Below are 10736 nucleotides of genomic sequence, written 5' to 3'. Positions count from 1 at the left end.
CCCCCGCCCCCCCTGAACCGCGACGCGCCCACCCAGGGCCCGGGAAAACCAAGAATAGGCGGTTCCCACGCAACACGACGGTCTCCCGTGAAAGCTTCCCTCCGCGCCTTGATCGCCCAGGGCATCGATGCCCTGCGCTCCGCCGGCACCCTGCCGGCCGACACCGCCACGCCGGATTTCGTGGTCGAGCGCCCCAAGACCCGCGAACACGGCGACTTCGCCACCAATGCCGCCATGCAGCTGGCCAAGGCCGCGCGCAGCAATCCGCGCGCCATCGCCACCGCGCTGGTCGCCGCACTGCCGGCCAGCGACGAAGTGGCCAAGGTGGAGATCGCGGGCCCGGGCTTCATCAATTTTCACCTCAGCCCCGGCGCCTACCAGCGCGAAGTCGCCACCGCGCTGGCGCAGGGCACCGCCTACGGCCGCAACGAACGCGGCGCCGGCCGCACGGTGGGCGTGGAATACGTCTCCGCCAACCCGACCGGCCCGCTGCACGTGGGCCACGGCCGCGCCGGCGCGATCGGCGACTGCATCGCGCGCGTTCTGGCAGCCAACGGCTGGAATGCGAAGCGTGAGTTCTACTACAACGATGCCGGCGTTCAGATCGACAACCTGGCCAAGTCCACCCAGGCCCGCGCCCTGGGCCTGACACCGGACAGCGAGGGCTGGCCGGAAGACGGCTACCGCGGCGACTACATCGCCGACGTGGCGCAGGCTTACCTCAACGGCGACTCGGTCGAGGTCGAAGGCCACGTGGTCACCGGCGCGAAGGATCCACAGGACCTGGACGCCATCCGCCGTTTCGCCGTGGCCTACCTGCGCCGCGAGCAGAACCTGGACCTGGCCGCGTTCGGCGTGTCGTTCGACCGCTACTTCTTGGAAAGCTCGCTGTACGCCGACCACAAGGTCGAGGAGACCGTGCGCAAGCTGGTCGCGTCCGGCCACACGTACGAAGAAGGCGGCGCGCTGTGGCTGAAGTCCACCGACTTCGGCGACGACAAGGACCGCGTGATGCGCAAGTCCGACGGCACCTATACCTACTTCGTGCCGGACGTGGCCTACCACCTCAGCAAGTGGCAGCGCGGCTACGAGCGCGCGATCACCGAACTGGGCGCCGACCACCACGGCTCGCTGGCCCGCGTGAAGGCCGGCCTGCAGGCGCTGGGCGAAGGCATCCCGCCGGGCTATCCGGAATACGTGCTGCACCAGATGGTCACGGTGATGCGAGGGGGCGAGGAAGTGAAGCTGTCCAAGCGCGCCGGCAGCTACTTCACCCTGCGCGACCTGATCGAGGAAACCAGCGCCGATGCGACGCGCTGGTTCCTGATCGCGCGCAAGCCGGATTCGCAGCTGACGTTCGACATCGACCTGGCCCGCCAGCAGAGCAACGACAATCCGGTCTTCTACGTGCAGTACGCGCACGCCCGCGTGTGCAGCCTGCTGCGGCAGGCCGGCGAGAAGGGTTACGCCTACGACCAGGCCAACGGCCTGGCGAACCTGGCGCGGCTGGACGACGACACCTCGCTGCAGCTGATGGTGGAACTGTCGCGCTATCCGGAAGTGGTGGAGGCCGCCGGCGACGCGCTGGAGCCTCACCTCGTGGCGCAATACCTGCGCGAGTTGGCCTATGCTTTCCACACGTGGTACGCCGGCACGCCGGTGCTGATCGACGATGCGGCCGCGCGCGACGCGCGCCTGGCGCTGGCCCTGGCGGTCCGCCAGGCGCTGGCCAATGGACTGGACCTGTTGGGCGTCAGTGCGCCCGAGAAGATGTAAGCGGAGAAGCAGTACATGGCAGCAAGACGCGGCAAGAACCAGGCCACCCGCAATTCCGGCCACGCCACCCCCGCCTGGGTATGGCTGGTGCTGGGCCTGCTGATCGGCCTGGCGGTGTATTTCATCGTGCCGGGCCTGGGCAAGAAGGACGGCGACAGCTTCTTCCGCCCGCAGCCCAACCCCGACGCGCAGCCCGCGCCGATCGACAGCGCCGACGTGGAAGCGGTGGTGCCCGACGCGCCCGCCAGCGATGCACCGGCCACCGCCGCGACGCCCGACGAGGCCGGCACCAAGGAAACACAGTACGACTTCTACACCCTGCTGCCCGGCAAGGAAGTGCAGATGTCCGATGCCGAACTCGCCGCCAGCGCGCGCGAGGAAGAAGCCCGCAGGGCACGCGCCGCGCTGAGCGGCCAGTCGACGACCGTCGTGCCGACGCCTGCCGGCAACGACACCGCACAGCCGGCACCGATCGACGAGACGCCGACGCCCCGCGCGGCCGCGGAAACGCCGCGCGCCCCCGACACGGCACCGGCGCCCAAGCCCGCCGCCACGGTGGCCAGTGCCGACAGCGGCGCCCGCTACATCCTGCAGGCCGGCGCCTTCGGGGCATCCGGCGATGCCGAAGCCACCAAGGCCAAGATCGCCATGCTGGGCCTGAGCGCCCGCGTGGAATCGGCGCAGATCAATGGCAAGACCGTCTACCGCGTCCGAATGGGGCCTTACGGCACCGCCAGCGAACTGGCCGAAGCCAAGCAGAAGCTCGCCAGCGGTGGCCTGCCCGCGATGGCGGTGAAGGCGCAGTGAGCCGCCTTCGCCCCTGGCAGCGCATGACGCTTGCCCCGGTGATGGTGCTCGTCGCCCTGCTGGCCGCGTCCTGGCTTGCGTCGCGGTTCCTGCCGCCCGCCTGGCAACAGATGGTGTCCACGCCGCTGGGCTACCTCGCGCCGATCAGCTATCTGGTCACCGCCGCCTGCATGGCGCTCGGCGGGGGTATCGCCGGGCGGCGGTTCCTGGTGGTGGCGCTGGGGCTGACGTTCGCCCTGTGGATCGCCACGTTCGTGCTGTTGGCGAGCATCGCGCTGCCGGCCATCGATGGCGGGCGCCCGCTCCTGGCCATCTTCCGCATGAATGCCGCCAGCGCCGTGTTGTCGCTCGCCGCGGCGGCGCTGGGCGCCCATCTGGGTGCCCAGTGGCAGGCGCAGCGCACGATGCGCGCGACCGCCTGACCCGACCCTTCCCCGTTTCCGCAGGATCGCCCATGACCCGCACCGCCCTCATCACCGGCGCCACTTCAGGCTTCGGTGCCGCTGCCGTCCGCCGCTTCGTGGCCGCCGGCTGGCGCGTCATCGCCACCGGTCGCCGCGCCGATCGCCTGCAGGCACTGGTGGACGCGCTCGGGGCGGACAAGGTGCACGCCGCCGCATTCGACATCCGCGACGAAACGGCACTGGACGCCGCCCTCGATGCGTTGCCCGCGGCCTTCCGCGACATCGACCTGCTGGTCAACAACGCCGGACTGGCGCTGGGCACGGCACCTGCGCAGCAGGCTTCGCTGGACGATTGGCGCACGATGATCGAAACCAATGTGCTGGCGCTGGTCACCGTCACCCGCCGGTTGCTGCCGCTGCTGGTGGAGCGCAAGGGCGCCATCATCAACATCGGCTCGATCGCCGGCAGCTACCCGTATCCGGGCGGCAACACGTATGGCGGCACCAAGGCTTTCGTTCGCCAGTTCTCGCTGGGCCTGCGCAGCGACCTGCACGGCACCGGCGTACGGGTGACCGACATCGAACCCGGCATGGCCGAAACCGAGTTCACCCTGGTCCGCACGCACGGCGACCAGTCCGCGTCGGACAAGCTCTACGCGGGGGCGCAGCCAATGACGGCCGACGACATCGCCGAACAGATCTTCTACGTCGCCACCCTGCCGCCGCACCTCAACATCAACCGGCTGGAGATCATGCCGGTGACGCAGTCGTTCGCGGGCTTCCAGGTGCATCGGGGCGTCTAGGGCGGACGTCGGCGCCGGTCGCGCTGCAATGTCTCCGCGCCGGATTGAACCGTTTCCCTCGAATCCGGCACCTTGATTCCCGACAGACGGAGACGGGGGCGGACGCGTGCAGCGGGACAGCGAACGTATACTGGACGAGTACCTCGCAGCGGCGGCCCGTACGGGCGATCGCCCCGCGTGGGAGCGTCTGGTCGCGCGCTGGCAGCCGCGCCTGCTTCGGCACGCATGGCGGCTGACGGGTCATCCCGATCTTGCGCGCGACATGGTCCAGGAAGCCTGGGTCGAGATCCTGCGCGGACTCCGCCGGCTGGACGATGTGGCGGCGTTCCCGGCCTGGGCCTTCCGCATCGTCACCCGCCGGTGCGCACGCGCGCTCCGCGGACGGCACTTCGAGCGCACCCACCTCGTCGAGATCGAGCCTGAGGCGGTGGTGCCTGGCGAACAGGACGCGGCGGGCGAACGCGCGTCGGAGCTGGCCATCGTCAGGGCGGAAATGCAGGCCCTGCCCGCGCCCCAGCGCGCGGCGCTGTCGCTGTTCTATCTGGAAGATCTGAGCGTGGCGGAGATCGCCGTCGCGCTCGACGTGCCCCCGGGAACGGTCAAGACCCGGCTGATGCATGCGCGGCGCAAGATCCGCGCACGACTGGAAGGAAGCACCGATGAACAAGACTGATGACCTGATCAAGCAGACCCTCTCGGCCGAGGATCGCGACCTGTTGGCGCAGCATGGCGAACCCGGCTATTTCTCCCAGGCCTTCGGGCTGTTCCACGGCTCGCTGGGCTGGGTGGTGTGGGTGGCCTATCTGTGCGGGATCGCCGCCGTCGCGGGCTTCGGTGTTTCGCTATGGCGGAGCTGGCATGCCACCGAAGTCATGGCGGCCGTGCAATGGGGCGTGCTGGCGATCGTGCTGTTCCAGTTCACGATGATCATGAAGTCGTTCCTGGGCAGCCACATGGAAGCCAACCGCATGCTGCGTGAGCTCAAGCGCGTGGAACTGCAATTGGCGCTTTTGCGGCACGACGCATCGAAGATGTCGTCATGAACAAGCCGAACCGCGGAGGACGTACCCGTGGCTGACGCATGCCCGTGCCGGCTGCTCAGGCTGATGGTCGCGCTGCGGCAGGCCGCATTGGCCTGCTGCAGCAGGCCTGTCGCCGGGTGACCGGCCTCAGCCCAGCGGTTCGTCCGACAGGTAGGTGTACCCGGTCAGGCCGGCTTCCAGTGCTTCGGAAAGCGCCACGGCTTCATCCGCGGGCAACTTCGCCTCTTCCACGCGCGTACGGTAAGCGGACCGCAGGTCTTCCAGCTTGTAGCCCACGTAGTCCAGCATCACGTCGGTGGTGTCGCCGCGGCGCTGCTGGGTGATCAGGTAGCCGGTGCCGGCATCGGCGCTGACTTCCACCGCGTCGGTGTCGCCGAACAGGTTGTGGATGTCGCCGAGGATTTCCTGGTAGGCGCCCACCAGGAAGATCCCGAGGCGATAGCTTTCACCGGGCTTCATGGCATGCAGCGGCAGCGAGGAATCCAGGCCCTCGTTCTCGACATAGGTCTTAACCATGCCGTCCGAGTCGCAGGTCATGTCGGCGATGATGCCGCGCCGCGCCGGCGCTTCGTCCAAGCGCTCGATCGGCACGATCGGGAACACCTGGTCGATCGCCCACACGTCGGGAATCGACTCGAACACGCTGAAGTTGACGAAGTACTTGTCGACCAGCCGTTCGTTGAGCTCGTCCAGCAGGTCGCGGTGGCTGCGCTCGTCGCTGCTCAGGCGCGCACGCACGGCATGCGCGATGGCGTAGAACAGGTCGTCGATGCGCGCACGGTGGACCAGGTCGATCTGGCCCAGCGCGTACAGCGACAGGCCTTCGCTATGGTGATGCTGCGCTTCGTGGAACAGCTCGACGGCCGGGCGCGTGTCGAGCTCGCCGTGGATCTCGCGCAGGTGGCGGATCACCGCCGGCTCGTCGTCGTGCGCGGGCGGCACGCGGCCTTCCGGCGCCTGCTCGACTTCCGACACGTTGACCACCAGCACGGCGTGGTGCGCGGTCATCGCACGACCGCACTCGGTGACGATGCGCGGCGGCGTCAGGCCGTGCTGCTCGCAGGCCTCGGCCAGCGGCTGCACGATGTTGCTGGCGTACTGGCCGATGCCGTAGTTGATCGAGCAGTAGCTGCGCGAGCGCGTGCCTTCGTAATCGATGCCCAGACCGCCGCCGACGTCGACATGGCTGATGCTCGCGCCCAGCTTCGACAGCTCGATGAAATAGCGCGTCGCCTCGCGCATGCCGTTGGCGATGTCGCGCACGTTGCTGATCTGCGAGCCCATGTGGAAATGCAGCAGGTTCAGCGTGTCCTGCAGGCCGGCTTCGCGCAGCTGCTTCCACAGGTCCAGCACCTGGCGCGGTGACAGGCCGAACTTGGCCTTGTCGCCGCCGCTGTTCTGCCACTTGCCCGCGCCCAGCGTGGCCAGGCGCATGCGCACCCCGAGGCCGGGCTTCACGCCCCGCGCGCGCGACTCCTCAATCCCCAGCGCCAGCTCGGACGGCTTCTCGATGACGATGAAGGTCTGCAGGCCCAGCTTGCGGCCGATCAGCGCCAGGCGGATGTACTCGCGGTCCTTGTAACCGTTGCAGACGATCAGCCCGCCCGGGCGCGACAGCGCCAGCACGGCCATCAGCTCGGGCTTGCTGCCGGCTTCCAGACCGAAGCCCTCGCCCGCGTGCGAGGCCAGCGTGCCGGCGACGCCCCGATGCTGGTTCACCTTGATGGGATAGACCGCCGTGTAGCCGCCCTTGTACTCCCAGTCGGCCTGCGCCTGCGCGAACGCGGCCTGCAGCTTACCCAGGCGATCGCCCAGGATGTCCGGGAAGCGCACCAGCAGCGGCAGCTGGGCGCCCTGCGCGCGCGCTGCGTCCACCACCTCCGGCAGCGGGATCACCGGGCCCTGCGTGCCCTTGGGCGACACCACGATGCGGCCGGCGGCGTCCACGTCGAAATACCCTTCGGCCCAGTGCGGGACGGAGTAGGTCTTGCGGGCGTGGTCGGTGGACCAGGGCATGGCGGTTTTCCAAGGCAGGCGAGCGGAGGCGCATTCTACAGGCTGCGGTCACATGGGTCCGTTACAATGCGCGCCCTCAGCTTCTGCCCCTCTCCCCGCGGGAGAGGGGTTGGGGTGAGGAGCAACGGAAGTCCGGGCAATCCAGCGCCCTTACGTCATTCGCCCCTCATCCGGCGCTGCGCGCCACCTTCTCCCGAAGGGAGAAGGGAACAGCCTCCCTTCTTCACCCGCAGGACATCGCCCATGACCGCCAACGACACCTGGTTCATCGAACACTTCTCGCACACCGGCTCCGCCATCGGTTTCCGTACAACCGGCAAGCTGGACGAGGTGCAGTCGCCGTTCCAGAAGATCGAGATCTACGACAGCACCGACTGGGGCAAGCTGATGGTGATCGACGGCGCGATGATGCTGACCACGCGCGACAACTTCTTCTACCACGAGATGATCAGCCATCCGGTGCTGTTCACCCACGCTGCGCCCAAGCGCGTGGTGATCATCGGCGGCGGCGACTGCGGCACGCTGCGCGAGGTGCTGAAGCATCCCGGCGTGGAGAAGGCCACGCAGTGCGACATCGACGAGCAGGTCACGCGCATGGCGGAGAAGTACTTCCCCGAGCTGTGCGAATCCAACCACGATCCGCGCGCCGAGCTGCTGTTCGACGACGGCGTGGCCTACATGGCCAACTGCGAGCCCGGCAGCGTGGACGTGGTCATCGTCGACTCCACCGATCCGGTAGGTCCTGCCGAAGGCCTGTTCAACAAGGCATTCTTCGAGAGCTGCTACCGCGCGCTCAAGCCCGACGGCCTGCTGGTGCAGCAGTCCGAGTCGCCGCTGGCGCTGCTGGACCTGATCAAGGACATGCGCGCCGAGATGGGCAAGGCCGGCTTCCAGTCGTTCAAGACGCTGCCGTTCCCGCAGCCGTGCTACCCGACCGGCTGGTGGAGCGTGACCCTCGCCAGCAAGCAGGCCGGCTTCGACTTTGCGTTCCGCGAAGCGGATGCCGCCGCCAAGCCGTTCGACACGCTGTACTACACCGCGCACCTGCACACCGGCGTGCTGGTGGCGCCGCCGTTCGTGGCGAAGGCGCTGGGCGAGTAAGCGACCTGCCGCCAGAGAAGAAGAAAGCCCCGCGATGCGGGGCTTTTCTTTGACCTCTCCGGCTTCAGTCCGCAGTGAACGTCAGCCAGCGAGGCACCTGGTAGTGGCGCGCCTGCGCCACCAGGTAGGCCGCCATGATCAGGCCGAACAGTGCGCCGGCGCTCAGCGATGTGGCAACCACCGCGACGAAAGGCTTGCCCTGCCACGACCAGAGCGCCAGCCACATGATCAGGCCCCAGACGGTGGCGAAGAACCCGCCCATCACGAAGGCATTCACGACGAACCCATTCATGTGGGGCGGCGGGATCCGGACGCCCGCCTTCCACAGCAGACGGAACATCGGCGGCGCATACGTGCTGCGTCGGATGCCGGACTCCTCCAGCCAGGCAAGCGCTTTTTCCAGGCGGCCGTCGAACTCGCGGAGCTGCGTCATCTCGGGGACTCCGTTTTCAGAGCGCATCCGCATCCAGTTCGCCCGTCCGGATACGCACCACCCGCTCCAGATCGTAGACGAACACCTTGCCGTCGCCGATCTTGCCGGTGCCGGCAGCCTTCACGATGGCTTCGACCACCTGTTCGGCCTGCTCCTCGGTCACGGCCACTTCCAGCTTCACCTTCGGCAGGAAATCGACCACGTATTCGGCGCCGCGATAGAGTTCGGTATGGCCTTTCTGCCGGCCGAAACCCTTCACCTCGGTGACGGTGATGCCGGCGATCCCGGCTTCGGCCAGCGCTTCGCGCACGTCGTCCAGCTTGAACGGCTTGATGATGGCCATGACCATTTTCATGCAGGATCCTCCCGTGAATGCTGGGTGCAGGATAACGCGCCGCGATGGACCGCGGTTGCGGCCACGGGGCTTGTCGCGGTTCAATGGCCGCCTCGCCGCCCGGACTTTTCCGACAGTGCTGCGCAGCGATCCCCGATGGCGCGCCCTCCTGCACGCCTCGCAAGCTCGATGCACTGCCGGAGACCAGACATGATCGACCTCAACCACATCGACGACCTCGCCCGCCGCCTCAGCCAGCTGGTGCCGCCCGGCCTGCGCGACTCGCAGGAAGAATTGCAGCAGACCTTCAAGTCCGCGCTGCAGGCGGGCCTGGCAAAGCTGGACCTGGTGACGCGGGAGGAGTTCGACGTGCAGCAGGCCGTGCTGCTGCGCACGCGCGAGAAGCTGGAAGCACTCGAACGCACCGTGGCCACGCTGGAAGCCCAGCTGGCCGACAGGCCCGCGCAGTCCTGATCCCGCCGCCATGAGTCTGGCCCTGGTGAACAGCCGGGCACGGGCGGGCGTGTCCGCGCCCCCGGTCCGCGTGGAGGTGCATCTGTCCGGCGGCCTGCCGTCCACGCAGATCGTCGGCCTGCCGGAAGCCGCGGTGCGGGAGTCCCGCGACCGCGTGCGCGCCGCCATCCTGTGCGCGCAGTTCGAATTCCCCACGCGTCGCATCACCGTCAACCTGGCGCCGGCCGACCTGCCGAAGGATGGCGGGCGCTTCGACCTGCCCATCGCGCTGGGCATCCTGGCGGCCAGCGGACAGATCCGGCGGGAGAGCCTTGCGGACTACGAGTTCCTGGGCGAACTCAGCCTGACCGGCGAACTGCGCGCGGTCGACGGCGTGCTGCCGGCCGCGCTGGCGGTGGCGGCCAGCGGGCGCACGCTGGTCGTTCCCGAGCCCAGCGGCGCCGAGGCAGCCCTGGCGCGCCAGGGGCACGCGTTCACCGGCCGGACCCTGCTGGAAGTCTGCGCGCTGCTGGAGGGGCGCAAGGCGCTGCCCGCGGCCGTCGCCCCACCGCCGCTGCCCTCCACCGTTCCTGACATGGCCGACGTGCGCGGCCAGGTGCACGCGCGGCGCGCGCTGGAAGTCGCAGCCGCAGGCGGGCACCACCTGCTGCTGATCGGCTCCCCCGGCTGCGGGAAGACGCTGTTGGCCTCGCGTCTTCCCGGCCTGCTGCCCGAAGCCAGCGACGCCGAGGCCATGGAGAGCGCCGCCATCGCCTCGGTCAGCGGACGTGGGCTGGACCCGGCCCGCTGGCGCCAGCGCCCGTATCGCGCCCCGCATCACACTGCCAGCGCGGTGGCGCTGGTGGGCGGTGGCGCACAGCCGCGGCCCGGCGAGATTTCCCTCGCGCACAACGGCGTGCTGTTCATGGACGAACTGCCGGAATGGTCACGCGCCGCGCTGGAGGTCCTGCGCGAGCCGCTGGAGTCCGGCACGGTCACCGTCTCGCGCGCCGCGCGGACCGCAGAATTCCCGGCCCGCTTCCAACTCGTGGCCGCCATGAATCCGTGCCCATGCGGATGGGCGGGCGACCCGAGCGGTCGCTGCCGCTGCGGGCCCGACTTGGTCCGGCGTTACCGCAGCCGACTGTCAGGCCCGCTGCTGGACCGTATCGACCTGCATGTGCACGTACCGCGACTGCCGCCGCATGAACTCCGGCCCGATGCGCCGGACGGCGAAGGCACGGCCGCCATCCAGGCCCGCGTCGTCGCCGCGCGCGCGCGCCAGCAGGCGCGCTGCGGTAAACCGAATGCGCGGATGGGCCAATCGGAAACCATGGCCCATTGCCGGCTCCAGGCGCGCGACCAGGCCCTGCTCGAGCGTGCCGTGGAGCGCCTGCAGCTCTCGGCGCGCAGCCTGCACCGGATCCTGCGCGTGGCCCGCACCATCGCCGACCTGGCCGGCAGCGAGGCCATCGCCACCGCGCACGTGACCGAAGCCCTGGGCTATCGGGGGCTGGATCGCGGCAACGCAGCATGACCTCCGGCCACGGCGGCGGAAGATGCGGT

At 69.0% G+C, this 10736-nt stretch carries 12 protein-coding genes; 9 read left to right on the top strand and 3 right to left on the bottom strand.

The window, feature by feature from the left end; genetic code table 11:
* The first annotated feature begins 87 nt into the window (after positions 1 to 87).
* The 6 genes from argS to CSC76_RS15095 all read left to right on the top strand — a co-directional run bounded on the left by argS (position 88) and on the right by CSC76_RS15095 (position 4833).
* A complete protein-coding gene (gene argS / locus CSC76_RS15120) occupies positions 88 to 1776 on the top strand; it encodes an arginine--tRNA ligase (RefSeq protein ID WP_162110828.1) in 1689 nt (562 codons plus the stop codon).
* Positions 1777 to 1791: 15 nt separating this feature from the next.
* The gene (locus CSC76_RS15115; protein WP_162110827.1) at positions 1792 to 2583 is read left to right on the top strand and encodes an SPOR domain-containing protein; all 792 of its coding nucleotides are present in this window, start codon (positions 1792 to 1794) and stop codon (positions 2581 to 2583) included.
* Positions 2580 to 3005, top strand: a complete 426-nt coding sequence (locus CSC76_RS15110; RefSeq protein WP_162110826.1) for a hypothetical protein — start codon at positions 2580 to 2582, stop codon at positions 3003 to 3005. The genes CSC76_RS15115 and CSC76_RS15110 overlap by 4 nt, the downstream gene beginning before the upstream one ends.
* A 32-nt stretch (positions 3006 to 3037) precedes the next feature.
* Positions 3038 to 3790: an SDR family NAD(P)-dependent oxidoreductase gene (locus CSC76_RS15105; RefSeq protein WP_162110825.1), complete on the top strand. Its 753-nt coding sequence runs from the start codon at positions 3038 to 3040 to the stop codon at positions 3788 to 3790.
* 106 nt (positions 3791 to 3896) lie between these two features.
* On the top strand, positions 3897 to 4463 hold the full coding sequence (locus tag CSC76_RS15100) for an RNA polymerase sigma factor (RefSeq protein WP_162110824.1): 567 nt from the start codon (positions 3897 to 3899) through the stop codon (positions 4461 to 4463).
* Positions 4450 to 4833 carry a DUF6768 family protein gene (locus CSC76_RS15095; RefSeq protein WP_162110823.1) on the top strand — a complete coding sequence of 128 codons (384 nt, stop codon included), beginning with the start codon at positions 4450 to 4452 and terminating at the stop codon, positions 4831 to 4833. The genes CSC76_RS15100 and CSC76_RS15095 overlap by 14 nt, the downstream gene beginning before the upstream one ends.
* Positions 4834 to 4959: 126 nt before the next feature.
* Here the strand turns inward: CSC76_RS15095 and speA are convergent, their stop codons facing one another.
* Entirely contained in the window at positions 4960 to 6849 is a 1890-nt protein-coding gene (gene speA, locus CSC76_RS15090) for an arginine decarboxylase (protein ID WP_162110822.1), read from the bottom strand.
* A gap of 243 nt (positions 6850 to 7092) precedes the next feature.
* Between speA and speE the strand changes: the two genes are divergently transcribed.
* Complete coding sequence (speE, locus tag CSC76_RS15085) at positions 7093 to 7950, top strand: polyamine aminopropyltransferase (protein WP_162110821.1); 858 nt, start codon at positions 7093 to 7095, stop codon at positions 7948 to 7950.
* 64 nt (positions 7951 to 8014) lie between these two features.
* On the opposite strand, the gene CSC76_RS15080 is transcribed toward speE, so the two are convergent.
* Positions 8015 to 8383 (bottom strand): DUF6404 family protein, encoded by a 369-nt coding sequence (locus tag CSC76_RS15080; RefSeq protein ID WP_162110820.1) that lies wholly within the window; start codon positions 8381 to 8383, stop codon positions 8015 to 8017.
* Positions 8384 to 8399: 16 nt separating this feature from the next.
* Positions 8400 to 8738: a P-II family nitrogen regulator gene (locus CSC76_RS15075; protein ID WP_162110819.1), complete on the bottom strand. Its 339-nt coding sequence runs from the start codon at positions 8736 to 8738 to the stop codon at positions 8400 to 8402.
* 189 nt (positions 8739 to 8927) lie between these two features.
* Here CSC76_RS15075 and ubiK point away from each other — a divergent pair, with 189 nt between their 5' ends.
* Positions 8928 to 9191 carry a ubiquinone biosynthesis accessory factor UbiK gene (gene ubiK / locus CSC76_RS15070; protein WP_162110818.1) on the top strand — a complete coding sequence of 88 codons (264 nt, stop codon included), beginning with the start codon at positions 8928 to 8930 and terminating at the stop codon, positions 9189 to 9191.
* A 10-nt stretch (positions 9192 to 9201) separates the two neighbouring features.
* The gene (locus CSC76_RS15065) at positions 9202 to 10707 is read left to right on the top strand and encodes a YifB family Mg chelatase-like AAA ATPase (RefSeq protein ID WP_162110817.1); all 1506 of its coding nucleotides are present in this window, start codon (positions 9202 to 9204) and stop codon (positions 10705 to 10707) included.
* Positions 10708 to 10736: the final 29 nt, after the last annotated feature.

The sequence above is a fragment of the Pseudoxanthomonas mexicana genome (genome assembly GCF_010093385.1).
GTDB classification, from domain to species: domain Bacteria; phylum Pseudomonadota; class Gammaproteobacteria; order Xanthomonadales; family Xanthomonadaceae; genus Pseudoxanthomonas_A; species Pseudoxanthomonas_A mexicana.
Note: the sequence above shows the minus strand (reverse complement) of the source record. Positions and strands in the feature narration are given on the sequence as shown.

Excerpts from the sequence above, each read along its gene's own strand:
- CSC76_RS15115 (WP_162110827.1), top strand. The coding sequence starts at position 1,792 with ATGGCAGCAAGACGCGGCAAGAACCAGGCCACCCGCAATTCCGGCCAC.
- CSC76_RS15105 (WP_162110825.1), top strand. The coding sequence starts at position 3,038 with ATGACCCGCACCGCCCTCATCACCGGCGCCACTTCAGGCTTCGGTGCC.
- CSC76_RS15095 (WP_162110823.1), top strand. The coding sequence starts at position 4,450 with ATGAACAAGACTGATGACCTGATCAAGCAGACCCTCTCGGCCGAGGAT.
- speA (WP_162110822.1), bottom strand. The coding sequence starts at position 6,849 with ATGCCCTGGTCCACCGACCACGCCCGCAAGACCTACTCCGTCCCGCAC.
- speE (WP_162110821.1), top strand. The coding sequence starts at position 7,093 with ATGACCGCCAACGACACCTGGTTCATCGAACACTTCTCGCACACCGGC.
- CSC76_RS15080 (WP_162110820.1), bottom strand. The coding sequence starts at position 8,383 with ATGACGCAGCTCCGCGAGTTCGACGGCCGCCTGGAAAAAGCGCTTGCC.
- CSC76_RS15075 (WP_162110819.1), bottom strand. The coding sequence starts at position 8,738 with ATGAAAATGGTCATGGCCATCATCAAGCCGTTCAAGCTGGACGACGTG.
- ubiK (WP_162110818.1), top strand. The coding sequence starts at position 8,928 with ATGATCGACCTCAACCACATCGACGACCTCGCCCGCCGCCTCAGCCAG.
- CSC76_RS15065 (WP_162110817.1), top strand. The coding sequence starts at position 9,202 with ATGAGTCTGGCCCTGGTGAACAGCCGGGCACGGGCGGGCGTGTCCGCG.